Source organism: Actinoplanes teichomyceticus ATCC 31121 (genome assembly GCF_003711105.1).
GTDB lineage: Bacteria > Actinomycetota > Actinomycetes > Mycobacteriales > Micromonosporaceae > Actinoplanes > Actinoplanes teichomyceticus.
On the sequence record NZ_CP023865.1, the window covers coordinates 6269898 to 6294462 of the forward strand.

Here is a 24565-nt window from a genome sequence, read left to right on the forward strand (position 1 = left end):
GATCAGTGCCGGGCACAACCGGAGCCACGCTCAGCCGATCCCGAACGGCTCGGGCTCGACCGCGGGACATGTCGCCCCGGCCGCCGGCAGGGTCAGGTCGATCAGGTAGCGCTCGACCGCGGCCTGGACGCACGGGCTGTGCGTGTAGGCGACGTGTCCCCAGCCCTGGTAGGTCAGCAACCGCGCGGAGGGCCCCAGCTGCCCGGTGACCTGCTGCGCCCAGACGTGCGCGGTGGCCGGGTCGTGCAGCGCGCTGACCAGCAGGGTCGGCACCTTGGCCGGGGAGAGCCGCCGCTGCGGGGTGGCCGGCGGGACCGGCCAGCCGAGGCAGCCGGCGGCCGCGGAGAGCGCCAGCGGGGAGGCGCGGACCTGCGGCGCGAGACGGGCGAGGGCGTTCAGCCGGTTGCGGTACGCCGTGAAGTCGCCCACCGGCAGCGCCCAGTCCCCGCAGACCACGGCCGGGAAGCTGTTCGGGGTCAGGTCGACCGGTGGCGCCGGCCGGGCCGCGCGTCCGCTGGCCGCCGCGGGTTCGGCCGCGTCCTTGAGGTAGTGCGCGAACGAGAACCACTGCGGGTCGTAGAAGGCGCTGAAGGCGGCCGAGATCAGCTGCCACACGCCGAGCTTGGCCGGCGGGTCGTACGGGTCCTGCAGCGACCCGGCCGCGGCTCGGTCCATCAGGGTGGACCACAGCGTGCGGATGTCCTGGCCGCGCAGCACGCACCGGGTGTCGCGGGCGCACCAGGCGACGAACTCGTCGAAGGAGTCCTGCACCGCGGCGGTCTCCTGGCTCAGGAACGCGTCCACGTCCACGCTGTGGTCCATCACGCTGTCCAGCACCACCGCGCGCAGGGTGCCGGGGTGGGTCTCGCCGTACAGCTCGCCGATCAGCGAGCCGTAGGAGGCGCCGAAGATGCTGATCTTCGATTCGCCGAGCGCGATCCGCAGCGCCTCCACGTCGCGCACCACGCTGCCGGTGTCGGCGTGGGCGACCACCGGGCCGCTGCGGGCCGTGCAGTCGGCGGCGAGTCCGCGGTTGTAGGCGATGAGCGCCTGGAACCCGGCCTCGTCGGCGACCAGCGGGGACGGCTTCGCGTCGACCAGGGTCTGCGAACACAGCACCGGGGTGCTGCGGCCCACCCCGCGCGGGTCGAGGCCGATGATGTCGAAGCGGTTGCGCAGTTCGGGGGTGAAGAACGTGGCGTCCAGGGCCATGTTGACCGCCGACCCCCCGGGGCCGCCCGGGTTGACGATCAGGACACCGATCCGGCGGGCCGGGTCGGCGGCCGGACGCCGGGCCATGGCCAGCTCGATCGACGGCCCGTACGGGTCGGCCCAGTTCGCCGGGACCCGCATCGTTCCGCACTGCACCTGCTCGTCCTCGGGGCAGGCCGCCCAGGTCACCACCGGCGTGGTCGCCGCCCGGGCGGGCTGCGGCCCGAGGAGGGTGGTGAGGGTGAGGATCGCTGCCGTGATCGACCGCCGGAAAGCTCGCAAAACCCGTATCTCCGCCCTGCGCGGTGGGAGTGGTCCGCGCGGCACCATCTTGAGCCGCCCGGGCACAACGATTCTGGAGAATGCCCGTTTTTGCATCAACTGGGGCATTCGTCATCGCAGCATCATGGCAGGCTGGAGAGATGCCGTCCGTCACCCGCCTGGCCGTCGCGGCCGCCGGAGCCGCCCTGCTGACCGCCTGCTCCGCCGATCCGGCCAACACCGGACCGGCCGTCGACCCGGGGCCGCCGACCGCCTCGCCGCCGGCCCCGGCGACGTCCCCGGTGGCCCCGGCGACGTCGTCGGCGCCCGGCCGCACCCCGGACCTGAGCGCGGCGCCGCAGGTCGTCACCAGCGGGATCAACGTGCCGTGGGGGCTGGCGTTCCAGGCGGACGGCAGCGCGCTGGTCGCCGAGCGGGAGACCGGCCACATCCACCGGGTCCGGCCCGGCGCGCGGCGCGAGCGGGTCTACACGGTGCCCGGCGTGCGGCCCGGCGGCGAGGGTGGCCTGCTCGGCCTGGCGGTGCGAGGGGACTGGGTCTACGCGTATTTCACCGGTGAGTGGGACAACCGGATCGTCCGGTTCAGGCTGTCCGGCGGCGCCCCGCAGACCGTCTTCACCGGACTGGACCGGGGGGCGCGGCACAACGGCGGCCGGATCGCGTTCGGCCCCGACGGGATGCTCTACGTCGGCACCGGCGACGCCGGCGACGAGCCGCGCGCGCAGGACCGGGCCGACCCGAACGGCAAGATTCTGCGACTGACCCCGGAGGGTGAGCCGGCGCCGGGCAATCCGTGGCCCGGCTCACCGGTGTGGAGCATGGGCCACCGCAACGTGCAGGGGCTGGCCTGGGACGCCCGGGGCCGGATGTACGGCATCGAGTTCGGCCAGAGCACCTGGGACGAGGTGAACGTCATCCAACCCGGCAAGAACTACGGCTGGCCACAGGTGGAGGGCCGGGCCGGCGACACCAGGTACACCGACCCGATCGTGCAGTGGCGCACCGACGAGGCGTCCCCGAGCGGGGCGGCGGTCGCCGGCGACACGCTGTACGTGGCCGCGCTGCGGGGTGAGCGGCTGCTGACCGTTCCGCTCACCGGCGGGGCGGGAAGGGCCGAGCTCACGGGGGAATACGGCCGGCTGCGCACGGTGGCCGTGGCCGCCGATGGCTCGCTGTGGTTGACCACTTCGAACACCGACGGCCGCGGCCACCCGCGCGACGGCGACGACCGGGTCCTTCGCTTCCCGGCCCGGTAAGGGCTAATGGCGGTTGTTCGGGGGCAGTTCCGGCAGTGCCGAGATCGCGGCGGCGTACACCGCCATCTGCTTCGCGTTGGGCACCACGCCGAAGACCCGCAACTGGTCCTGCAGAGCCTGCTTCACCTGGTCTTCGGACTGACCGCGGTGGGTCTGGGCCACCTTGTTGACGACGTAGTCGACACGGAGCTGCGCCTGCCAGCCAGCGGCGCGCTGGCCGCCGGACGAGGCGAGGCTGCTGATTGAGGCGAGGGGGTTCATGCCCCGGTAATCGGTCGCGCGGGCACCGCTCTTGACGATATGCCGACCCTGTGCAACGCGATGGCACCCGGGGCACACCCGTGCGTACCTCAGGCCTGGCGGTCGGACGTCTCCTCGGCCGGCGGTTCCACCGGCTTCGGCGGGTTCAGCCGCAGCCAGAGCAGCATGAACAATCCCAGCGCGAGCATCGCCAGGCCCATCCACAGGTTGATCCGGACGCCCTGCGCCTTGTCCATCTCGGCTGAGCCGTCGAAGAGTCCCAGCAGCGTGACGATCACCCCGTAGACGACGAACATCCCACCGATGACCGCGCGAACATCGAAGAGCTGATTCATGTCAACCTCACCAGAAGGGGATGTAGAGAACGACGGCCAGCACCAGGGCGACGGTGCCCAGCACCACCGGGTTGCGCCACCAGACCCGGTCGCCGGCCACGATGACCTCACCCGACGTGCTGTGCCCGGCCAGGCCGTAGACCAGGCCGCGCAGCTCGTCCTCCGGCTTGCTCGGGGTGAACAGGCTGACCAGCACGGCCACCACCACCGCGGTGACGAACGCCGCGCCGGCGCCCCAGAAGCTCTCCTCCAGGTCGGAGTTGAACCTGAAGACGTCGCCCAGGTAGCCCAGGTAGAGCGTCAGCGAGGCGAGGAAGCCCAGCAGCAGCGACCAGAACCCGGCCCATGCGGACATCCGCTTCCAGAACATGCCGACGATGAAGGTGGCGAACAGCGGCGCGTTGAACAGTGAGAACAGCGCCTGGATGTAGTTCATGATGTTGTCGAAGCCGGCCGCGATGAACGCGGTGCCGATCCCGACCAGCACGCCGCCGATCGTGGCGATCCGGCCGACCCGCAGGTAGTACCGGTCGTCACGGTCCTTGCGCACGTAGGACTGCCAGATGTCGTACGTGAAGACGGTGTTGAACCCGCTCACGTTGGCCGCCATGCCGGCCATGAACGAGGCCACCAGACCGGTCACCGCCACCCCGAGCACGCCGTTGGGCAGCAGGTCGCGCATCAGCAGCGGGATCGCGTTGTTGTACGTCAGTTCTCCCTCCCGCGCGCCCAGCCCCTGCACGGTGACCAGGGCGATCAGGCCGGGGATCACGGTGACCGCGGGGATCAGCAGCTTCGGGAAGGCGCCGATGATCGGGGTACGCCGCGCCGCGCTCATGTCCTTGGCGCTGAGCGCCCGCTGCACCTCGGCGAAGTTCGTGGTCCAGTAGCCGAACGACAGCACGAAGCCGAGACCGAAGACGATCCCGATCCAGTTCGCGCCGAGCGGGTTGTCCGTGTTCGCCGTGTGGGAGAAGGTGTGCAGCGCGGCGTCGCCGAGCTGGCTCTGCTGCACCTTGTCCACGAGGCCGTTCCAGCCACCCACCTTCACCAGGCCGATCACGGTGATCGGGATCAGGCCGGCGAGGATGACGAAGAACTGCAGCACCTCGTTGTAGATGGCCGAGGAGAGGCCGCCGAGCGTGATGTACGCCAGCACGATCGCCGCGCCGATCACGATGGAGAGCCAGAGCGGCCAGCCGAGCAGTGCCTGCAGGATCAATGCCAGGGCGTACAGGTTGACGCCGGCGATCAGCACCTGGGCCACCGCGAAACTGACCGCGTTGAACAGGTGGGTCGGCCGGTTGAACCGCCGCCGCAGGAACTCCGGGACGCTGCGCACCTTGGAGCCGTAGTAGAAGGGCATCATGACGATGCCGAGGAAGACCATCGCCGGGACCGCGCCGATCCAGTAATAGTGCAGGGTCATCAGGCCGTACTGGGCGCCGTTGGCGGCCATGCCGATGATCTCCAGTGCGCCGAGGTTGGCCGAGACGAAGGCCAGGCCGGTCACCCAGGCCGGCATCGAGCGTCCGGAGAGAAAGAAGTCGGAGCTGCTGCGGATCGCCCGCCGGGCCGCGAAACCGACTCCCAGAACGGTGATGAAATAGATCGCCAGGATCAGATAGTCGACGAAGTTCACGTCGAGCCGGAGACCGCTCACGGGCCCACCTCCCAGTTTCGGCCCCGGACTACCCGGATCGAAGTTTTTTCACACTCCTGGTTTCCGGCGTGTGGCGAGCCGCTCCAGACCGTCGAGGAGGTGTTCGAGTCCGAAGCGGAACGCCTGGTCCCGCCCGTCGTCCGCGGTGATCCCAGCGAGCGCCGCGGAGATCACCGGGGCCGGCCGACCGGGCGGGCGCCGGCCGGCGAGCCCCGGTCGTACCGGGACGGGATCGGCTAGCGCAGCGCGGCGACCGCCTCCGGGGTCACCTCGGTGATCGCGCCGACCACCAGCGCGGCCTGGGCCAGCGCATCCGGGGCGGGCGGGTAGACGCCGTGCGGCACGGCGATCACCGCCAGCCCGGCGGCGCCGGCCGCGCGCAGCCCGTTGCTGGAGTCCTCGACCGCGGCGCACACCTCGCCGGGCAGGCCCAGTTTGGCGGCCGCGGCGAGGTAGACGTCCGGGGCGGGCTTGCCGCGGGCCACCTCCTCGGTCGACAGCGTGACCTCGAATTCCGCGGTCAGCCCGGCGGTCGCCAGCACCTGGTCGATCAGGACGCGGGCCGACGAGCTGGCCAGGGCCAGGCGGTACCGCGCGCCGAGGGCGCGGACGGTCTCCACCGCGCCGGGGATCAGCGGCAGCGACTCGCGGTAACGCCGCGCCATCCGGTCGAGCACCTCCGCCGCCACCCGGGTGGCCGGCAGCGGGACGCCCACCTCGTCGACCAGGTGGCTGGACCACTCGGCGGTGTTCATTCCCATCATCCGGTCCTGCGTGTCGGGGAGGAACGCGCGGCCGTGCTCGGCGACATACGCCCGGCGGACCTCCTCCCACACCGCCTCGGTGTCGATGATCACGCCGTCCAGGTCGAAGACGACCGCCTCGATGGTCACAGCGCCTCCGCCGCGGGCACGAACTCGGCCCGGAGTCCCAGTCTCATCACGGGACAAACCCTACAACCCACCCCGTTTTTCGTACGGACGGTGACGGCCGCTGAGTTGATCACGATCCACCGGTCGGTCGAGTTGCCAGCCGGTTGCCGACCGGTAGCTTGTCGCCAAGCACCGCACCGGACCCGGGGAGCCGCCACTCATGCCCGTCGCACCGCATCGCCCTTCGTCACCCTCGGTGAGTGTCGTGATCCCGGCCGGGACCGCCCTGCCGGTCCTGCTCGCCGCCCTGCCCCCGGTCGCCGAGGTGATCGTGGTGGTCGGCCGGGACGACGACACGGGCATCGCGACGCCCCGCGTCACCCGGGTGGTCCGGCAGACCCGCACCGGTGTCGGCAACGCGCTGGCCTGCGGGGTCGCCGTGGCCACCGGCGACATCGTGGCCGTCCTGGCCGGTGACGGCTCGTGCGACCCGGCCGAGCTCCCCCGCTACCTGCGGGCGCTGCGCGACGGCGCGGACGTGGCCCAGGGCTCCCGCTTCCACCACGACGGGCGCGACCTGTGCGGCGGGCGGCTGTCCCGGCTGAGCGCCCGGATCCTGCTCTGGTTCATGACCGTGCTGTTCGGCTGCCGGCGGACCGACCCCGGCTGCGGGTTCCGCGCGTTCTGGCGGGACGTGGCCACCTCGGTCGGGCTGCCCCGGGTGGCCGGGACCGACCCGGTGCGCGGCGACGGGCTGGAGATCGAGGCGCTGATGACCGTCCGGGCCGGGTTGGCCGGGCTGCTCGTGACCGAGGTGCCGGCGGTGGCCTATCCGCGTACCGCGCCGGCCGCCCGGCCCGGGCTGACACCGGCGGTCCGGGCGCTGGTCGCCGAGCACGCGGAGCGCCGCCGGGCGGCCCGCGCCGGTGAGGCGGACAGCATCGTGGTGCTGACCGGCCGGGGCGTGGGGGCGGGGCTGCTGGGGCGTACCGGGACCGACGCCGGACCGCTCCCGGGCGGGCCCGCGGCGGGCGGCACGTTCCGGGCGGACGCCGGCGGACGCGGCACGTTCCGGGCGGACGCCGGCGGACGCGGCACGTTCCGGGCGGACGCCTCGGGCCGGGGCGGGACGGACGCCGGGCACGGCGGGATCAACCGGGTGCGTGCCGGGCGGGACCGGCTGCCCGTGGCGGGCGACGTGGCCGCGCGCTGGCCCGCGACCAACTCCCGGGTGGCGGCGCCGGATCGGGCTCGTGCGGCACAGCCGGACCGGCGCACGGCGGGCGGTCCGGTGGTGGCCCCCCGGGTCGGCGACACGCCCGGCGAGGCGCCGACGGTGCGCGGCCCGTGGCGGGACAACCTCGGGACCGATCCGGGCCGTGAGGTCGGCGCCGGGCGACGGCGGCTGCAGGGCCGGCCCAACCTCCGGGTGATCAACGGGGAGGGCGGGGGCGGGGATCGTACCGGAAGGCTGCGTGCCGTGCCCCCGGCCGATCGGGACCGGTGAGCACGGCCTGAGCGACCGCCCCGGCCGACCGGACCGGTGAGCACGGCGTGAGCGACCGCCGGAGGCGGCCGCCGAGAATCCGCCGAGGTCAGCGGCGCCGAGCGGCCGGGTCGCGCGGCGCGGCGATCGGCCTCAGCCCCGGGCGCGGAGCCGGGGCAGGATCTCCGTCGAGTACAGGCGCAGGAACCGCTCCTGGTCCGGGCCGGGCGCGTGGAAGACCAGGTGCTTGAAGCCCATGTCCAGGTACTCGGCGACCCTGGCGACGTGCTCCTCCGGGTCGGACGAGACGATCCACCGGGTCGCGGTCCGCTCCACCGGCAGCGCGTCGGCCAGGCGCTGCATCTCGACCGGGTCCTCGACGCCGGTCTTCTCCTCCGGCGACAGGGCCAGGGCGCCCCAGTAGTGGGTGTCGTTGCGGGCCCGGTCCAGGTCGTCGTCGAAGGACACCTTGACCTCGATCAGCAGGTCCAGGTCGTCGATCTTGCGGCCGGCCTTCTCGGCGCCCTCGTTGACCGCCGGCAGCAGGGTGTCGGTGTAGAGCGCGTGCCCCTTGCCGCTGGTGGTGATGAACCCGTCGGCGATCCGGCCGGCCAGGCGGGTGGCGGCCGGGCCGGACGCGCCGATGTAGATCGGGACGGGCGTCTCCGGCTTGTCGTAGATGGTGGCGTTCTCGGTCCGGTAGAACTGCCCCTCGTAGGTCACCCGATCCTCGGCCCACAGCTTCTGGATCAGCAGGACCGCCTCCTTGAGGCGGGCGAACCGCTCCTTGCCGTCCGGCCACCGGGTGCCCAGCAACACCTCGTTGAGCGACTCGCCGGAGCCGACGCCCAGCACGGCCCGGCCCGGCGCGAGGCAGCCGAGGGTGGCGAAGGCCTGCGCGACCACGGCCGGGTGGTAGCGGAACGTCGGCGTCAGCACGCTGGTGCCGACCAGCACCCGCTCGGTACGCGCGGCGAGCGCCCCGAGCCACGGGAGCGCGGCCGGGGCGTGACCGCCGTCGTGGCGCCACGGTTGCAGATGATCGCTGACGAAGACCGAGTCGAAGCCGAGCTCCTCCGCGAGGATGCCGTACCTGAGCAGTTCCGCCGGCGCGAACTGCTCCGCCGACGCCTTGTACCCGAACCGAATCATGAGCCCGAGCCTAGCCCGCCGCGCGGTACGCCTCACCCGCCTTGGTCGGGGTGTCCCCGTCCCGATAGAGGCCGAAGTCGACGCTGTCGCCGACGGCGGGCAGCCCGAACCAGGCGTAACGCTCGACGAAGGAGCGCTTCTCCAGCCCGGCGGTGGCGGCCTTGATGAACGTCACCTTCTGCTGATCGCTGGGGTATTTCGGGGAGCCGGAGAAGTTCATCAGCCCGAACTCGGTGACCCAGATCGGCTTGCCGTACCGCTTGTGCACCGCGTCGACGTAGCCGAGGAACTGATCGGCTGCGGCGGCGCTGAAGTCCGAGCCGTACCAGTGCAGCGCGATCGCGTCGACCCGCAGGCCCTTCGCCCGCGCCCCGCTCATGAAACGGTCGAGCCAGCCACCCGCGGTGTCCCCGCCGTAGGCGACGGCCGGGCTGACCAGGCGCATCCCGGTAGCCTCCAGCCGGGGCCAGGCGGCCAGGGCCTCCTCGACGCTCATGTTCGCCTGCCCGGACATGTCCGGCTCGTTGAAGCCGAGCAGCACGTCGCCCTCGGCGTCGGCCCGTTCGAGGGCGGCGCTGGTGACGTTCGCCCTCCCCCAGATCATCGGGACGAACTCGACGCCGGCCGGGCCGGGGATCTCGTCGTTGCGCTCGGCCCAGTCGTAGTACCAGCCCGCGCCGACGTCCTTGAGGGCCGCCTTGGAGCCGGCGAACTTCCACACCCCGACGCCCTTCTTGGCCGACGCGGCCCTGGCCGGCACGGCCGGTTTCGGCGGGGCCGAGGTGGTCCGGCGCGGCGCCGGGGACTTGCTGGTCGGCGACGCCGACGGCGAGGCCGCCGTCGGCGCGGTGGTGACGGTGACCGGCGACGGCGCGACCACGGCCTGCGGGGCGGGGCGGGGGGCCGGGTCGCTCTGCGAGGTCAGGGCGTAGACCGCCCCGCCCCCGCCGACCACGCTCACCGCAACCGCGGAGACCAGCACCTTCTGCGCCATGCTCGCCCCGGCCTTGGCGGCGAGCTTGCCCAGGACGGCTTTGCCGCCCGCCGTCGTTCCGGAGAGGCCGGCGCCGAGTCCGGCGGTGACCGACGACGGGGGGACGATCAGGGCCAGGCCGGCCAGCAGCCGCTCCGCCGCGACCAGGTCCTGCCAGGCCGGCGCGCAGTACCGGCAGTCACGGGTGTGCCGGGCGATCCGCTTGCGCCACAGCGCGTTCGGCCGGCGGTCCCACCCCGCGATCAGCACCTCCAGCTCCGGGCAGAGCGGGTGCCGGTGCAGCGCCCGGACCACCACCCGGGCCGTCTCCAGCTGGCCCTTCATCCGCTGGATGCGGACCGCGGCGTGCTGGCGGCTGAGCCCGGTGCCGGCCACGATCTCGTCGCGGGTCAGCTCGCCGGAGGCCTCCAGCCACCAGAGCGAGAGCAGCTCGCGGTTCTCCTCGTCGAGCCAGCGGGTCGCCTCGGCGGTCTCCCGGCGCTGCCCGGACAGCTCCAGCCGGGTGATCGCCAGGTCGGTGAAGTCCGCGCCCGGGTCGCGCAGGTCCTCGTCGAGCAGGGCGTCCGGCGCGACCTGCCGGGTGCGGAACCGGTCCCGCACCTGGCGCACCGTGATGGCGACCAGCCAGGACCGGAACGCCTCCGGCTCGCGCAGCTCACCGAGGTTGCGCAGGACGCGGATCATGGTCTCCTGGACCACGTCGTCGACGTCCGCGTGGCCCTCCAGGGCCCGGCCCACGATGGTGTAGACGAGCGGGAGGTATCCGGCCACGAGCCGGTCCACCGCGGCCGGGTCACCGGCACGCGCGGCCACCACCGTGGCGGTGTCGGGTTGGTTCGCCATTCTGCTGCCCTTTCGTCCGGCGCCGGGGCGCCAGCAAGGGAGACGGGCGCGGTGATCATGGATAACACGAATCACCGGACGTGGTATCCCTCGCACGGTTAGCGGGTGAGCCGATCGGGCACTGAAGCGGTCATGCGCATGTCGGTTCGGCTCAATCTCCCCCGCGAGGTGGACAGCGTCCCCGCCGTGCGCCGGCTGCTGCGGTGCGCGTTGACCACGCTGCGGGTGGACGACCAGGCCGGCGCCGACCTGGAGATCGCGCTCACCGAGGCGTGCGCCAACGTGGTCAAGCACGCGGCGGGCGCGGAGGGTTTCGAGGTACGCCTGGACGTCGGCGAGGACCACTGCTCGATCGACGTGGTCGACCAGGGCAGCGGTTTCGACCTCGACGCCGGGCCGACGCCGACCACGACCAGCGAGCGCGGGCGCGGCCTGTTCCTGATCCGGGCGCTGGCGGAGAACGTGCACATGCAGTCGAGCCCGCGCACCGGGTCACTGATCCATTTCGAGAAGTCATTCGCCTGAGCGACACCACACCGTCGGCGGCGATGACGTCCGCACGCCCGGGTTCAGTTGCCGTACAGCACATGATGGCCGGCGGCCCCGGAGAGGAGTTCAGGTGTCCGACCATCCGGTTTCCGTCGGCACGCTGCTGCGTGCCGCGGCGCCCGACCGCCTGCCCGAGGTGGTCGCCGACCATCTCCGCCGGCACCTGGCGGCCGACCGGGTCGAGGTGCTGCTCACCGATCTCATGGTGCGCAGCCTCACGCCGCTGCTGGGCCCGCCGGAAACCGACACCGAGCCGGGCGCGCTGCGCTGCCTGGGCAGCCAGCAGCCGGGCACCGAGATCGACGCGGCCGGGCGGGCCCGGCTGCACCTGCCGCTGTCCTGCTGGGGCGAGCGGCTCGGGGTGCTGCGGGTCGAGCTGCCCGAGCGGCCCGGCCCGGAGCAGGCCGAACAGCTGCGCACCGTCGCCGACGAGCTGGCGGTGGCGCTGCGCGCGGCCGACCGGATGACCGACCGGTACCGCACGGCGCAGTGCCGGCAGCGGCCCACCATGGCGGCCGAGCTGCAGTGGGACCTGCTTCCCGGGCGCTCCCTCGGCGACGATCGCTTCCTGCTGGCCGGGCAACTGGAGCCGGCCTACGACGTGCGCGGCGACCACTTCGACTGGGCGCTCGCCGGCGACCGGCTGACCGTCACCGTGCTCAACGGCGCCGGCGAGGGCCTGGAGGCGGCGCTGATCACCGCGACCGCGGTGAACGCGATGCGCAACGCCCGCCGCTGCGGCGCGGACATCGTCGAGCAGGCCGAGCTGGCCTCCGACGCGCTGCACTCCCGGTACGGCGGGAGCGTCCACGCCGCCACCCTGCTGCTCGAGATCGACCTGGTCGGCGGCTGGGTGGACGCGGTGGACGCGGGCTCGCCGCACTGCCTGGTCGGCCGGAGCAACGAGATCAGCCAGGTCCGGCTGGAGCAGCAGCTGCCGCTGGGCATGTTCGGCGAGACGCGCTACGAGATCGAGCGCTTCCGGCTGGAACCCGGCGACCGGCTGCTCGTGGTCAGCGACGGCGTGCACGCGGCCGCGCCCGGCGGCAGCCCCCCGTTCGGCGAATCCGCCCTGCTCACCGCATTACGCGGGACTAGGCTGCAGCCGGCCACCGAAGCGGTCGGTACGGTGATGCGGGGCCTGCGGGAGTTCCACGCCGGCGCCGAGCCGGAGGACGATGCGGTCACGGTGTGCCTGGATTGGCGCCGTTGACCGTTTGTGCCGGCCTCCGGATGGGTAGGAAAAGGCCTTTGCCAGGGTCCGTGACTTCGCGACGGGATACGCCATGGAGCACGCCGCCGATGTCGCCGCGGCGATCGAGTCGTCGGTGGAGTCGCTCGCCGCTGTGCTGGAACGAGCGCGCCAGGGGCAGACTCCGCTGATCCCGCCGGCCCAGCTGCGCGTGCTGACCATCGTCGCGGAGAACCGGCAGACCAACATGAGCCGTCTCGCCGAGGCGCTGGACGTGGTGCCGTCCTCGGCCAGCCGGCTCTGCGACCGGCTGGAGGCCACCGGCCTGCTGCGCCGGGTCGCCGACCCGCGGGACCGCCGCGAGGTGCGCCTGCTGCTCACCGCCGCTGCCCGCCGGCTGCTGGCCGATCTGCGCGACCGCCGCCGGGAGGTGCTCACCGAGGTGCTCGAACGGATGCCGGTGACCGCCCGGCAGGATCTGGTCCGCGCGCTGCGGGCGTTCGAGGTGGCGGCCACCGACGCCCGGGCGGACGGCGATCTGCGCAGCGCCTAGAGCGCATCTGACGGATCATCGTGGGCTCCGTCGGGTTCGCGCGGAGCCGGATCATGATCGAGGCGAGGTCACGGTTGCCTGGTAGCGGTCCCGCACCGTTCCGGGATGCCGTCATCCGTGATCATCCCTCAGATGCGCTCTGGCCCAGATCGCACCGTCGGGCAACGAGCGGCCAGAGTCGCCGCTGCGCCGGCTGTCTAACGACGCGGTCCGGCGCCGTGTATGAGCGTGTCGATGATCCGGCCGGCGAGCGTGTCGGGATCTGGTTGTGACTCCTGCGCGTCGCTGAATGTGTGGCCGTGGGTCGATTCGCCGATCAGCGCGTAGAGCACCCGGCGTGTCCACTCCAGGTCGGCATCCGGGCGGAGCAGGCCCTGGTCACGGGCCCGCCCGAGCAGATCGACGCAGCGCTGGGCCAGAGCCCGCTGGTGGGCGAATGCCGCGGAGCCAGGGGTGTCGGCCAGCTCCAGGGCGAAACGCCAGTGGCGTTTGGTCCGCAACACGTTCGCGGTGGCTTGGTGCAGGGCGACCAGCGGGGGAGCCGTGTCCGGGCGGGCGGCGTCGACGGCGTCACGAAGCTGGGCGGCGGCAGCCAGGGCGAGGGCGTCCACCAAGGCCTGTCGGTTGGCGAAGCGCCGGTGGACCGTCGTCCGGGCCACCCCGGCAGCCTCCGCGATCTGCTCCAGTGAGGCGTTCGGCTGGACGCTGAGCACCCGCTCGGCCGCCTCCAGGATCGAGCGCATGCTCCGCTCGGCATCTGCGCGCAAAGTCCTGGACATGATCACACAATACATCACGGTCGCGGTTCAGCAGTTATCCGCTACACGGCTGTTGCTTTTAGGCCAGCATCCGATACAGTCTCGTCGCATAAGCCGATGGACTGGAGTTGTCATGGCATCCCGTACCGCCCTTGTGACCGGCGCCTCAACCGGGCTCGGCGCCGAGTTCGCCCGCCAGCTGGCCGCCCGCGGCCACGACCTCGTCCTGGTCGCCCGCTCGGCCGGCCGCCTGCAGAGCCTCGCCGCCGAGCTGCGAGCCACCGACGGTGTCCGCGTCGACGTCGTGGTCCAGGACCTCAGCGAGCCCGGCGCCGCCGCATCCGTCGTTGAGGCGGTCACCGCCCTCAACCGGCCGGTCGACCTGCTCGTCAACAACGCCGGTTTCGGCACCGCCGGCCGGTTCGAAGAGATCCCCGAGGGCCGCGACGAGGAACAACTCATGGTCAACCTGGTGGCACTGGTCGGCCTCACCCGGGCACTGACCCCCGGGATGCTGGCCCGGGGTCACGGCGCCATCATCAACGTCGCCTCCACGGGCGCGTTCCAGCCCTCGCCGTTCTTCGCCACCTACTGCGCGGGCAAGACGTTCGTGCTCAACTTCAGCCTGGCACTGCGCTCGGAATACCGCGGACGCGGAGTGAAGGTGCTGGCGTTGTGCCCCGGCCCGACCCGGACCGCATTCTTCGACGTGGTGGGCGAGCGAGCCGCGGTGGGCCGGTTCATGACGGCGGAGCCGGTGGTGCGGGCCGCGCTGCGCGGGCTCGACCGCGACCACGCCTACGTCGTGCCGGGCCTCGGCAACAAGGTGACGGCGCACCTGCTGCCACGCCGCTCACGCCGGATGGTCACCGCCATCGCGAAGCTGGTGACCCGCTCGGTGGCCGACGCGCCCGCGCCACCACAGCCCGGGCGTTGAGGAGTACGACGCGGTCCGGGAGCTGGTCGCACTTCGCACCGTTCTCGATCCGCCAGAGGATCCCGTTGATCACCCGCCGGTGATCACGCCACCGGCCACCACGCTGCGGCGCCATGCCCGGCAACAACGGCTCCAGCCGCGCCCACTCCGGATCAGTCAGATCACCCGCCACAACACGTCAACGGTAGATCTTCAGTTTCGTGATGATCCGTCAGAGGCGCTCTAGTCTGTGGCGATGCGTTTCGGCATCGTGATCCTTCCCGACCAGCGCTGGGCCGAGTCGAGCCGGCGGTGGCGCCTGGCCGAGGAGTACGGCTTCGACCACGCCTGGACCTACGACCACCTGGGCTGGCGCGATCTGGTCGACGGCCCGTGGTTCGACGCGGTGCCGACGCTGACCGCGGCCGCGACGGTCACCCAACGGATCCGGCTCGGGACGTACGTCGCCTCGCCGAACTTCCGGCATCCGGTGCACTTCGCCCGGGAGGCGACCGCCCTGGACGACATCTCCGGCGGCCGTCTGCTGCTCGGGCTGGGCGCCGGCGGGATCGGCTTCGACGCGGCCGTGCTCGGTGGCGCCGAGCTGAGCCCGCGTGCCCGGGTGGACCGGTTCGCCGAGTTCCTCGAGTTGTTCGACACGATCCTGCGGTCGCCGGCCACCACCTGGTCCGGGTCGTACTTCGCGGCGGTGGACGCGCGCAGCACGCCGGGGCCGGTGCAGCAGCCCCGGCCGCCGTTCGTGGTCGCCGCCAACGGGCCCCGCGCGCTGCGGCTGGCCGCGCGGTACGGCGACGGCTGGGTCACCACCGGCCCGCAGGCGGAGACCGCGGCGGAATGGTGGCGGGCGGTGGCCGCTGTCCGGGACCGTTTCGAGGACACCCTGGCCGCGGCCGGACGCGCCCCGGAATCGGTCGCCCGATACCTCAATCTGGACTCGTCACCGGTCTTCTCGTTGAGCAGTTTGGACGCGTTCCAGGAAGCCACCGGCCGGGCCAGGGAGCTGGGTTTCACCGACGTGATCACGCACTGGCCGCGGCAGTCCAGTTGGTATGCGGGCGAGGAGAAGATCCTGGAGGCGGTGGCCGCTGAGCTGCCCCGACTGCGCGCGACTATTTGAGGTGTCCGATCCGGACGCCGGGCCATTTCCGCGCCGGGGTCAGCGACCGTGCGCCGCCCGATAGGCGTTGCTGACCTCCTGCGGAATGCGGCCGCGCTCGGAGATTTTGTGCCCGTTGCGGATAGCCCACTCGCGGATCAGCCGGTTCTCGTCGCGCGAGCCCGCGGTCCGCGCCGGCGCGGCGCCCCGGGCCGGGGCCCGCCCGCCGGCCGGGGTGCGGCCCAGACGCGTTCCCGCGGTGATGTACGGGTCCAGCGCCTTGCGCAGCTTTCCGGCATTGGCCTCGGAAAGGTCGATCGTGTAGCTGATGCCGTCGAGGCTGAACTCGACGGTGCGATCCGCCTTCTTGCCGTCCAGATCGTCGATCAGGGTGGTGATTACCTGCCGCGCCATAACGACTCCCGAGAGAATTCAATCGCCCGGGCACAGTCTGGCCCCCGAACGCCATCTCGCGCAACTCCCCGGCACGATCCGGCAATTATTCGATCGACCGGACAGGTCCCTTATCAGAATGTGCGGAGAGTATTCGCGCCGAATCCCGAGAAAGCCCGGTTGGCCTCCGGCCGGGGCTACGTTAGGGTCGGCGCCATGCAGGACGAGCACGCCGCCTGGCTGGCGCACCACCGGCAAGCCGTGGCCGGCCGGGCCGCCGCGCTGGAGGCGGGGCGCAGCGCCGAGGCCCGGCACGCCGCCACCCTCCTGGAGGACTTCGTCCGCCGCGCCGGCGAGCGCGGGCTGCCCCCGCACCCGCTGACCGCGAGCAGTTACGACGGCCGCTGGACGTACAAGACCCGGGTCCGCGGGTGGTACCTGAAATCCAACCGGTCGGTCGCGGTCGGCGAGGACGGGGAGTATTACGTGCTCACCGTGCCGGCCTCGCTGCGCGCCCGGTTCGCCGGCGCCGAGCTGTCGCCCAGCATCCCCCGGCTGGTCGTCGGGGCCGGCGGCGGAGACGGCGAGCCGGTGCCCCTGGAACACCTGCTGCACCGCCGGCTGGAGGCGGGAGCGCGCTGGCCGTGACGGTCACCCGGATGGTGGCCGCGCTGACGCTGACCGCCGCACTCGTCACCGTTGGGCCGACACCGGCCGCCGCCGCGGAGATCCCCTGCCCGAAACCGAAGATCGCCAAGCCGAGCGCCCCGCCGCGGCCGGCCCCGCCGGCCGACGACCCGGTGGCGATGCGGGTCGGCGGCGACGCGCTGGCCACCCACGGTTTGGTGATCCCGGCCGGCGCCAGGCAGCCGCCCGCGGTCACCGCGACCACCTGGATGGTGGCCGACCTGGACACCGGCGAGGTGCTCGGGGCGTGTGGCCCGCACGTCCACCAGACCCCGGCCAGCGTGCAGAAGACACTGCTCGCGGCGACCGCCATCGACCGGCTCGACCCGCGGCAGAAGGTCCGGATCGTACCGAGCGACCTGGACATCGAGCCGAACAGCTCGGCGGTCGGGATCGTGGTCGGCGGCACCTATCCGATCTCGACGCTCTGGCTGGGCCTGCTGCTCAACTCCGGCAACGACGCGGCGAACGCGCTGGCCCGGATGGCCGGCGGGGGCGGGGCGGACGGTGTCGCCCGGACGGTGGCCGCGATGAACGCCAAGGCCCGGGAGCTGGGCGCGTTCCAGACACATGCGGTCACCCCGTCCGGATTGGACGGCAAGGGCCAGTTCACCAGCTCGTACGATCTCGCCCTGATCGCCCGGGTGTGTTTCGCCAACGCCGACTTCCGCAAGTACGTGCTGACCCGGACCGCGCGGATGCCCGCCCAGCCGGCCCGCAAGGTGGCCGGCTTCCAGTTCCAGAACGAGAACAAGCTGATCTACAACTATCCCGGCGCGATGGGCGGCAAGACCGGGTTCACCACGGTCGCCCGGCACAGCTACGTGGGCGCCGCCCAGCGCGGCGGGCGACGACTGGTGGTCACCCTGCTCGGCGCCGAGGCCCGCCCGATGCGCGGCTGGCAGCAGGGCGCGGCGCTGCTGGACTGGGGTTTCGCACAGCCGCGCGGCTCGTCGGTCGGGCACCTGGTCACCCCGGCGGAGGTGGCCGCGCCGACCGGCGACCCGGCCACGGAGAAGGCGACCACCGGCGCGGCCGGGACCGCCGCGACGCCGCCGACCGGGCCGCGCGGGCTGCCCGTGCTCGCCGCCGTCGCGGTTGCCGTGGCGCTGGCCGCCCTGCCGCTCCTGCTGCTGCTCGTCCAGCGCCGGCGCCGCCGCCTGGACGGTTGAGCCCGGCCCGGCCCGCGGGGCTCGGCCGCTCGCCCGCGGGCGGGACCCGTACGGTCGTACCGATCAGCGGCAGCGCCGGGATCCGCCCGCCCGGCGCCGGGACGCGGTCCGCCTAGCCCAGGATCAGGCCGAAGACCCAGACCACCGCGATGCCGAGCGCCGCGGCCAACTCCACCAGCAGGGACAGCCCGACCGCGGCCAGCGCCCGGCGGGTCGACGGCCACGCCCGCCCGGCGCCCAGCCGGGCTGCCTCCACCAGGTAGACACCGAGCAGGAAGCCGAGCACCAGGCCGACCACCGGAACCACGAAGAAGCCGACCAGGCCGGTCACGCCACCGGCCAGCAGCGTCGGCCCCGGCACCCCGCTGTCGGAGAGCTTGCGGCCCGGCCACAAGAACTTGGTCACCGCCCCGGCCCCGGCGATCACCGTGGCCAGCGCCAGGACCAGCCACCGCACCGGCCCGCCGGCATCCGACAGCAGCGCCCAGAACAGCACCCCGCCCCAGGTCAGCAGCAGGCCGGGAAGCACCGGCAGCAGCACCCCGAGCACCCCGGCGGCGATCACCAGCCCGGCGACGAGGTTCACGGCCGCGCCGCTGTCGCTCAGATCCATGCGGCCCACCCTGCCGTACCCCGGCGGAAACCCTCAAGCGGGCCCGGGGGCCGCCGATCGACTCCGGCAACGCGGACGACCGCCCCGGTTGGCAAGCAACCGGGAGGCAACTGTCCGTGACCTTCTCCCGCACCCTCGCGACCTCAGAGTTCTCCCTTGTCAGCCGGTGCCCACCCAGCCAACGGGGCGCCGAGAACAACCGGGGGAAACGACATGACCAGCACCGTGACGACCGCTGCCGACCTCGCCGCCGACACCGCTCCCGTGACGCCGGTGCTCTCCGCCGCCGAGCAGGAGGAGCTGATCCGCACGCACATGCCGCTGGTCGGCCACCTGGTGCGGGACATGCTCAGCCGGATCCCCAACCACATCCACCGCGACGACCTGACCAGCGCCGGCCTGCACGCCCTGGTCACCGCCGCCCGCGGCTGGGACCCGCAGCGCGGGGTGCCGTTCCACCGCTTCGCCGGCACCCGGATCCGCGGCGCCCTGCTGGACGAGCTGCGCTCGCTGGACTGGGCGACCCGCTCGGTACGGTCCAAGGCCCGCAACACCGATGTGACGCGGCAGAGCCTGACCACCACGCTGGGACGTACGCCGACGCCGGAGGAGCTGGCGCAGGCGCTCGGCACCACCACCACCGAGCTGCACCAGACCGACACCGACGTGCAGCGCGCGACGGTCCTGTCGCTGCAGGGCTTCACCACCAGCAGCGCCGACGACCTGGTCACCGAGCCCACCCCGGGCCCGGAGGAGATGCTGCTGCGCCGCGAGCAGATCGGGTACCTGCACCACGCGATCGGCTCCCTGCCGGAGCGCCTGCAGACCGTGGTGACCGAGTACTTCCTGCAGGAGCGCCCGATGGCGGAGATCGCCAAGGACCTCGGCGTCACCGAGTCCCGCGTCTCCCAGCTGCGCGCCGAGGCGCTGTCGCTGCTGCGCGACGGCCTGAACACCCACCTCGACCCGGAGCTGGCCCCGGTGCCGGAGAACCCGGAGAGCATCACCGCCCGCCGCCGCGCGTCGTACTACGCCAACATCGCCAACAACACCTCCATGCGCAGCCGGCTGGCGATGACCAACGCGAACGGCCACACCGCCATCGGCCGCGGCCTGCGCCCGACGGCGGCCTGATCGACCGGGAGGGCTCAGCGGACGCTGAGCCCTCCCGCCGTGCTGTGCGCACCGCGCCGCTGCGGGCCGAGCGGCCTTCGCAGGCACGGACGGACAAATCGGTAGACCTGCATGGAAGCTGGTCGATAGGTTGCGGGGATGCCCGACGACCTGTTCGCCCATCCACGGCTCGCGCCGCTCTACGACGCCTTCGACAGCGACCGCGGCGATCTGCCCGCCTACCTGGAGATTGTCGAGGCCCTGGACCCGGGGCACGTCGTCGACGTCGGCTGCGGCACCGGGACGCTCGCCACGCTCCTGGCCGGGACCGGCCGGACGGTGACCGGCGTGGACCCGGCGGCGGCGTCGCTGCACGTGGCGCGGGCGAAACCGACCGCTTCGCCGGTCACCTGGCTGCACGGCGGAGCCGGCGAGCTGCCGGCCGTGTGGGGTGCCCGGCCGCCGGCCGACCTGGCGCTGATGACCGGGAACGTGGCCCAGGTGTTCCTCACCGACGACGACTGGGCCGCCGCACTGCGCGGCATCCACCGGGTGCTGCGGTCCGGCGGGCACCTGGTCTTCGAGGCCCGGCGACCGGAGTTCCGCGCCTGGCGGGAGTGGGCCGCCGACACCGCGCCGGTCCTCCGCGACGTCCCGGGGGTCGGCCTGGTCGAGCGGCATTTCGGCGGTCTGCACGTGCGGCTGCCGCTGGTCTCGTTCCGCTACGAGTTCCACTTCCATGCCGACCGGACGGTGCTGACCTCGGACTCGACCCTGCGGTTCCGGTCCCGCGACGAGATCGCGGAGTCGCTGCGCACGGCCGGGTTCGACGTGCTGGAGGTGCGGGACGCCCCGGACCGGCCGGGCCGGGAGAACGTCTTCCTGGCACAGCGCGCCCGCTGACCCCGGGCGGACGCGGCACAGCGCACCCGCCGACCCGGGCGCACACCACCCAGCGCACCGGCTGACCCGGGCGCACACACCACCCAGCGCACCGGCTGACCCGGCGGACCGCTCCCGGCGTACCGAATCGCCGGAAGCGGTCGACGGCCGCGCCTCGCGGGCGCGGCCGTCAGGCCAGCGAGGACAGCACCGCGGGAAGCGGCGTGGTGTGCAGGACCCCGAGCCGCTGGGTCGCCCGGGTCACCGCCACGTAGAGGTCGGACAGCCCCCGGGGGCTCTCCGCGAGGATCTCGTCCGGGCAGACCACCAGGACGGAGTCGAACTCCAGGCCCTTGGCCTGCCGCACGGTCATCAGCACCACGTGGTTGAGCAGGTCGGGCTGCTCCCCCACGGCCGCCCCGGGCACGGCGCCGACGAGCGCGGCGCCCAGCGACGGCTCCAGGCGGGCCGGGACCAGGACCCCGACGCGACCGGCCTCCACCGCGGCCGCCTCCTTGCGGACGTCCGCGATCAGCTCCTCGGCCAGAGCCTCGGAGGGCACCTGCCGGGCCCACGGCGTGACCCCGGCCGAGCGCACCGACCGCGGCGGCGTCAGCCCGGGGCCGACCGCGGCAAGCACGTCCGCGGCGACCGCCATCACCTCGGCCGGCGTCCGGTAGTTGACGCTCAGCTCGACCAGCCGCCAGCGGTGCCCGACGTAGGGCTCGAAGACCTGGTCCCAGGTCGTGCTCCCGGACAGCTCCGAGGTCTGCGCGACGTCCCCGACCACGGTCATCGACCGGCTCGGGCAGCGGCGCATCAGCATCCGCCAGGCCATCGGCGACAGCTCCTGGGCCTCGTCCACGATCACGTGCCCGAACACCCAGGTCCGGTCGGCCGCGGCCCGTTCCGCCGCGGTCCGGGTGTCGATCACCTCGTGCCGTTCGACGAAGGCGCTCGCGTCCACCACGTCGATCGCGGAGAGGATCTCCTCCTCCACGTCCTCGAAGTCCAGCGACCGGGAGCCCTCGACGATCTCCAGGACGCCCTCGGCGTACTCGATCGCCGCCTTCCGCTGCCGGGCCTGCTCGCGGACCTTGAGCGTGTCGTCGACGCCGAGCAGCTCGGCCAGCTCGTCGAGCAGCGGCACGTCGGCCGGGGTCCATCCGGCCGACCGGTCGCGCAGCAGTGACGGCGGCAGCCCGGCCGACTCCAGCCGGTCCGCGTCGGTGAGCAGGTCGCGCAGCACCTGCCGGGGGGTCAGCACCGGCCAGAAGTCGAACAGCGCCTGCTGCACGTCGACGTCCTCGCGCAGCTCCCGCCGGGTCTCCGCGAGGTCCGCCTCGCTCAGCAGGTTCTCCCCGCCCAGCGGGTCCGCCCCGATCCGCTCGGCGATCTGCAGGGACAGCTGGTGGATCGCCTCGGTCACGAAGATGGCCCGGGCCACGTTGTGCGGCCGGCCGGAGCGGCGGGCCGCGGCGCGCGCGTCCTCCAGCACCGCCCGCTCGATCCGCAGCGGATAGCCGTCGTGGTCCACCTCGACGAAGGTGTCCGGCACGGTCTGCCGGTCGGCGACCGCGTTCTCCAGCGCCGGCAGCATCATGTCCAGGTCGCCCTTGATCGCCGCGACGCCGGCCGGCTCGACGCCCCGGGCGCGCACCCCCGGGAACATGTCCCCGAGCGTGGCCAGCAGCACCCCGGTCTCGGCCAGCGACGGCAGCACCTGGGAGATGTAGCGCAGGAACGTGGTGTTCGGCCCGAGGATCAGCACGCCGGAGCGGGTCAGCTGCTGACGGTACGTGTACAGCAGGTAGGCCGCCCGGTGCAGCGCCACCGCGGTCTTGCCGGTGCCCGGCCCGCCCTGCACGACCAGCGCGCCGGCCAGCCCGGAGCGGATCACCTCGTCCTGCTCGGCCTGGATGGTCTCGACGATGTCCCGCATCCGTCCGGTGCGGTTGGCGGTGAGCGCGGACAGCAGCGCGGCCTCGCCGGTCACGTCCTCGCGCCCGGTCCCGTCGCCGGCCTCCAGGTCGAGCACCTCGTCGTCGATGCCGGTGAGCACCCGGCCACGGGTGCGCAGGTGCCGCCGCCGGGTCACCCCGTCCGGGTTGACCGCGGTGGCCAGGTAGAACGGCCGGGCCGCCGGCGCCCGCCAGTCGATCAGCAGCGGGTCCCGGTCGCGGTCCTCGGCGAACAGGCCGATCCGGCCGATGTAGCGCGGCTGCTCCGCGGCGAAGTCGAGCCGGCCGAAACAGAGGCCGTTCTCGACGGAATTCATCTGGGCGAGCTGCTCCGCGTAGTGGGCGCGGGTGGCCTCCCGCTGGGTGCGGCCCTGCGGCGTGCCGCCGGCCTCCAGCAGGATCGCCTTGAGCCGGCTGTCGGCCTGCTCACGCAATTGATCGAGCCGCTGGTAGAGCGCGGTCAAGTACGCCTGCTCGGAACCGATGTCGGCGTTCGAGCTTGACAAAATCGCCCCTTTTCGTGCTATCATACGGGCCGCCGGGCAACCATTTTTCGATGGTTGCCTTTTCTGTTTACGGCAAACGACCAGAATAGCGGACCGCCCGAGGGTTACGGGCGCAGGCGCAACTGTCCGGAAGCTGTCACGGACACGCCGGGGCCGTTACGCCGGGCGGCATGTCGGGATTAACCGGGTCATGGACATCAACCGCCCGTTTCGACGTCTCACCGTCCTCACCCTCACCGCCGTCGCGGCCCTCGGCGTCACCTCGGCCTGCTCCTTCGGCGACGACGAGCCGGACGGCAACGCCGCGGCCGGCGACGGCCCGGAGCCGAAGACCCTCGACGGCGCCAAGAATGCCGCGCAGACCGTGTTCGACCGGTTCAGCGGCGGGGACTTCGCCGGCGCCTGGGAGATGTACACCTCCGCCGGCAAGCAGGCGATCAGCAAGGACGACTACGTCAAGCTCAACCAGGCGTGCTCCCGCAAGGGCCTGGCGATCCAGCTCACCAGCGCCCGGATGGAGGGCGCCGACAAGGCCGTCGTGATCGCCAAGCAGCTGGTCGCGGCGCAGTCGTACACCATGGTGTACGAGGGTGAGGCGTGGCGGCTGGAACCGGCGCCCGAAGGGCTGGCGCTCTACAAGCTCGGCGCGGCGAAGGCGATCGCGGCCCAGAAGAAGGCCGGGACCTGCGCCAACAAGTGACCGGAGAACGGCTGGCCCGCCGCCGTCCGCGGTGGGCCGGGAAAAGACTGGCCCGCTGCCCTCGGCGGCGGGCCGGGAACCGACTGGCCCGCCGCCATCCGCGGCGGGCCGGGGAACGATGGACCGTTCAGGCGGCGACCGGCAGCCCGTCCGGGCCGGTCAGCGCGAGCCTGGTACGCAGGGTGCCCCGGCTGGCGATCCGGTCGTAGTACGCCGCCCGCCGCCGCGCCACGCAGCCCTCCTTCGGCGGGTTCTGCGCGGCCATCGCCGGGTCCAGGTGGGCGTTCAGCCCGTCCCGCAGCAGCACCAGCGCCTCGGCGCGCAGCTGCGACACCCGGGACTCGCTGACCCCCAGCTCGGCGGCGATCTCGGCCATCGGGCGCTCCTCGAAGAAGTAGCCCTGGACCACCGCGCGCAGCCGCTCCGGCAGCGCCTCCACCGCATGCCGCAGATAACCGAGACGCTCCCGGCGGATCAGCATCTCCTCCGGCCCCGCCCCCGGCTCGGTGACGATGTCGTCGGCCGTGGCGGTGGCGAACCCTTGCAGGCTGAACACCGTGGCGCGCTGCACGTCGTCCTCCGCCTGCTCGATGTCCTCGACCGTGCAGCCGAGCCGCTCGGCCAGCTCCGGCACGGTCGGCGTGCGACCCAGCTCGGCGGTCAGCTCCTCGCGGGCCGCATCGGCGCGGCGGGCCCGCTGGCGCACCGAGCGGCTCGCCCAGTCCAGCCCGCGCAGCTCGTCCAGCAGGGCGCCGCGCACCCGGGCGGCGGCGAACCGGGGGAACGGCACGCCCCGCTCCGCGTCGAAACCACGGGCGGCCGCGACCAGGGCGGCATACCCGGCGGACAGTAGGTCATCGCGGTTGACGTGGGCGGGGACCCGGGCCAGCATCTCGCGGACAAGGTGGCCGACGAGCGGCATGTTCGCCCGTACGATGTCCTCACGACGCCGATCGACGGCAGGCGCCTCACCGTTCATCAGGGGTCTCCTCAGTCCGGCCGGAGAGGGGTGTCCGGCGCTGAGGAAAAAGATCTGCGAGGCTGAGTGCGGCCCGGTTCGTTGCCGGGTGCAGAGTGGTTGCCACGGGTGACCAGTA

At 72.9% G+C, this 24565-nt stretch carries 25 protein-coding genes; 12 read left to right on the top strand and 13 right to left on the bottom strand.

The window, feature by feature from the left end; translation table 11 throughout:
- Positions 1-30 precede the first annotated feature (30 nt).
- Positions 31-1494, bottom strand: a complete 1464-nt coding sequence (locus ACTEI_RS27495; protein WP_122980307.1) for an alpha/beta hydrolase — start codon at positions 1492-1494, stop codon at positions 31-33.
- Positions 1495-1634: 140 nt separating this feature from the next.
- On the opposite strand from ACTEI_RS27495, the gene ACTEI_RS27500 reads away from it, so the two are divergent.
- Positions 1635-2750 carry a PQQ-dependent sugar dehydrogenase gene (locus tag ACTEI_RS27500; protein WP_122980308.1) on the top strand — a complete coding sequence of 372 codons (1116 nt, stop codon included), beginning with the start codon at positions 1635-1637 and terminating at the stop codon, positions 2748-2750.
- Between the two features lie 3 nt (positions 2751-2753).
- Here ACTEI_RS27500 and ACTEI_RS27505 read toward each other — a convergent pair whose 3' ends face one another.
- From ACTEI_RS27505 to ACTEI_RS27520, 4 genes are all read right to left on the bottom strand, one after another.
- Positions 2754-3011, bottom strand: a complete 258-nt coding sequence (locus ACTEI_RS27505) for a hypothetical protein (protein WP_122980309.1) — start codon at positions 3009-3011, stop codon at positions 2754-2756.
- 89 nt (positions 3012-3100) lie between these two features.
- Complete coding sequence (locus ACTEI_RS27510; RefSeq protein ID WP_122980310.1) at positions 3101-3346, bottom strand: hypothetical protein; 246 nt, start codon at positions 3344-3346, stop codon at positions 3101-3103.
- Positions 3347-3353: 7 nt separating this feature from the next.
- Entirely contained in the window at positions 3354-5009 is a 1656-nt protein-coding gene (locus tag ACTEI_RS27515) for a sodium:solute symporter family protein (protein WP_239082344.1), read from the bottom strand.
- A gap of 236 nt (positions 5010-5245) precedes the next feature.
- Positions 5246-5902, bottom strand: a complete 657-nt coding sequence (locus ACTEI_RS27520; RefSeq protein ID WP_122980312.1) for an HAD family hydrolase — start codon at positions 5900-5902, stop codon at positions 5246-5248.
- Positions 5903-6137: 235 nt separating this feature from the next.
- Here ACTEI_RS27520 and ACTEI_RS27525 point away from each other — a divergent pair, with 235 nt between their 5' ends.
- On the top strand, positions 6138-7388 hold the full coding sequence (locus ACTEI_RS27525; RefSeq protein WP_122980313.1) for a glycosyltransferase family 2 protein: 1251 nt from the start codon (positions 6138-6140) through the stop codon (positions 7386-7388).
- Positions 7389-7520: 132 nt separating this feature from the next.
- On the opposite strand, the gene fgd is transcribed toward ACTEI_RS27525, so the two are convergent.
- Positions 7521-8519, bottom strand: coding sequence for a glucose-6-phosphate dehydrogenase (coenzyme-F420) (fgd, locus tag ACTEI_RS27530; protein WP_122980314.1), 999 nt, complete (start codon positions 8517-8519; stop codon positions 7521-7523).
- A 10-nt stretch (positions 8520-8529) separates the two neighbouring features.
- Positions 8530-10356: a sigma-70 family RNA polymerase sigma factor gene (locus ACTEI_RS27535; RefSeq protein ID WP_122980315.1), complete on the bottom strand. Its 1827-nt coding sequence runs from the start codon at positions 10354-10356 to the stop codon at positions 8530-8532.
- Positions 10357-10488: 132 nt separating this feature from the next.
- On the opposite strand from ACTEI_RS27535, the gene ACTEI_RS27540 reads away from it, so the two are divergent.
- From ACTEI_RS27540 to ACTEI_RS27550, 3 genes are all read left to right on the top strand, one after another.
- The gene (locus ACTEI_RS27540; protein WP_122980316.1) at positions 10489-10881 is read left to right on the top strand and encodes an ATP-binding protein; all 393 of its coding nucleotides are present in this window, start codon (positions 10489-10491) and stop codon (positions 10879-10881) included.
- Between the two features lie 94 nt (positions 10882-10975).
- Complete coding sequence (locus tag ACTEI_RS27545; protein ID WP_122980317.1) at positions 10976-12118, top strand: PP2C family protein-serine/threonine phosphatase; 1143 nt, start codon at positions 10976-10978, stop codon at positions 12116-12118.
- Between the two features lie 73 nt (positions 12119-12191).
- A complete protein-coding gene (locus ACTEI_RS27550; protein WP_122980318.1) occupies positions 12192-12650 on the top strand; it encodes a MarR family transcriptional regulator in 459 nt (152 codons plus the stop codon).
- A gap of 197 nt (positions 12651-12847) precedes the next feature.
- Here the strand turns inward: ACTEI_RS27550 and ACTEI_RS27555 are convergent, their stop codons facing one another.
- Positions 12848-13429 carry a TetR/AcrR family transcriptional regulator gene (locus ACTEI_RS27555; protein WP_122982445.1) on the bottom strand — a complete coding sequence of 194 codons (582 nt, stop codon included), beginning with the start codon at positions 13427-13429 and terminating at the stop codon, positions 12848-12850.
- A 112-nt stretch (positions 13430-13541) separates the two neighbouring features.
- Between ACTEI_RS27555 and ACTEI_RS27560 the strand changes: the two genes are divergently transcribed.
- Positions 13542-14345 (top strand): SDR family NAD(P)-dependent oxidoreductase, encoded by an 804-nt coding sequence (locus tag ACTEI_RS27560; protein ID WP_122980319.1) that lies wholly within the window; start codon positions 13542-13544, stop codon positions 14343-14345.
- Here the strand turns inward: ACTEI_RS27560 and ACTEI_RS27565 are convergent.
- Positions 14275-14460 (bottom strand): hypothetical protein, encoded by a 186-nt coding sequence (locus ACTEI_RS27565; RefSeq protein WP_372443251.1) that lies wholly within the window; start codon positions 14458-14460, stop codon positions 14275-14277. The genes ACTEI_RS27560 and ACTEI_RS27565 overlap by 71 nt on opposite strands.
- A 120-nt stretch (positions 14461-14580) precedes the next feature.
- Between ACTEI_RS27565 and ACTEI_RS27570 the strand changes: the two genes are divergently transcribed.
- Positions 14581-15462, top strand: a complete 882-nt coding sequence (locus ACTEI_RS27570; protein WP_122980321.1) for an LLM class flavin-dependent oxidoreductase — start codon at positions 14581-14583, stop codon at positions 15460-15462.
- A 39-nt stretch (positions 15463-15501) separates the two neighbouring features.
- Here the strand turns inward: ACTEI_RS27570 and ACTEI_RS27575 are convergent, their stop codons facing one another.
- Positions 15502-15855 carry a histone-like nucleoid-structuring protein Lsr2 gene (locus ACTEI_RS27575; protein WP_122980322.1) on the bottom strand — a complete coding sequence of 118 codons (354 nt, stop codon included), beginning with the start codon at positions 15853-15855 and terminating at the stop codon, positions 15502-15504.
- Positions 15856-16050: 195 nt separating this feature from the next.
- Here ACTEI_RS27575 and ACTEI_RS27580 point away from each other — a divergent pair, with 195 nt between their 5' ends.
- Positions 16051-16482 carry a hypothetical protein gene (locus ACTEI_RS27580; protein ID WP_122980323.1) on the top strand — a complete coding sequence of 144 codons (432 nt, stop codon included), beginning with the start codon at positions 16051-16053 and terminating at the stop codon, positions 16480-16482.
- Between the two features lie 11 nt (positions 16483-16493).
- Positions 16494-17693 carry a D-alanyl-D-alanine carboxypeptidase family protein gene (locus tag ACTEI_RS27585; RefSeq protein WP_122982446.1) on the top strand — a complete coding sequence of 400 codons (1200 nt, stop codon included), beginning with the start codon at positions 16494-16496 and terminating at the stop codon, positions 17691-17693.
- A 112-nt stretch (positions 17694-17805) separates the two neighbouring features.
- Here ACTEI_RS27585 and ACTEI_RS27590 read toward each other — a convergent pair whose 3' ends face one another.
- The gene (locus ACTEI_RS27590; RefSeq protein WP_122980324.1) at positions 17806-18306 is read right to left on the bottom strand and encodes a DUF456 domain-containing protein; all 501 of its coding nucleotides are present in this window, start codon (positions 18304-18306) and stop codon (positions 17806-17808) included.
- A 213-nt stretch (positions 18307-18519) separates the two neighbouring features.
- Here ACTEI_RS27590 and ACTEI_RS27595 point away from each other — a divergent pair, with 213 nt between their 5' ends.
- Both ACTEI_RS27595 and ACTEI_RS27600 read left to right on the top strand, forming a co-directional pair.
- Positions 18520-19440, top strand: coding sequence for a sigma-70 family RNA polymerase sigma factor (locus ACTEI_RS27595; RefSeq protein ID WP_122980325.1), 921 nt, complete (start codon positions 18520-18522; stop codon positions 19438-19440).
- Positions 19441-19578: 138 nt separating this feature from the next.
- Positions 19579-20322, top strand: coding sequence for a class I SAM-dependent methyltransferase (locus ACTEI_RS27600; RefSeq protein ID WP_122980326.1), 744 nt, complete (start codon positions 19579-19581; stop codon positions 20320-20322).
- 169 nt (positions 20323-20491) lie between these two features.
- Here the strand turns inward: ACTEI_RS27600 and ACTEI_RS27605 are convergent, their stop codons facing one another.
- Complete coding sequence (locus ACTEI_RS27605) at positions 20492-22792, bottom strand: HelD family protein (RefSeq protein ID WP_122980327.1); 2301 nt, start codon at positions 22790-22792, stop codon at positions 20492-20494.
- A gap of 166 nt (positions 22793-22958) precedes the next feature.
- Here ACTEI_RS27605 and ACTEI_RS27610 point away from each other — a divergent pair, with 166 nt between their 5' ends.
- Positions 22959-23468 carry a hypothetical protein gene (locus ACTEI_RS27610; RefSeq protein ID WP_122980328.1) on the top strand — a complete coding sequence of 170 codons (510 nt, stop codon included), beginning with the start codon at positions 22959-22961 and terminating at the stop codon, positions 23466-23468.
- 127 nt (positions 23469-23595) lie between these two features.
- Here the strand turns inward: ACTEI_RS27610 and ACTEI_RS27615 are convergent, their stop codons facing one another.
- Positions 23596-24447 carry a sigma-70 family RNA polymerase sigma factor gene (locus ACTEI_RS27615; protein WP_122980329.1) on the bottom strand — a complete coding sequence of 284 codons (852 nt, stop codon included), beginning with the start codon at positions 24445-24447 and terminating at the stop codon, positions 23596-23598.
- Between the last annotated feature and the right edge of the window lie 118 nt (positions 24448-24565).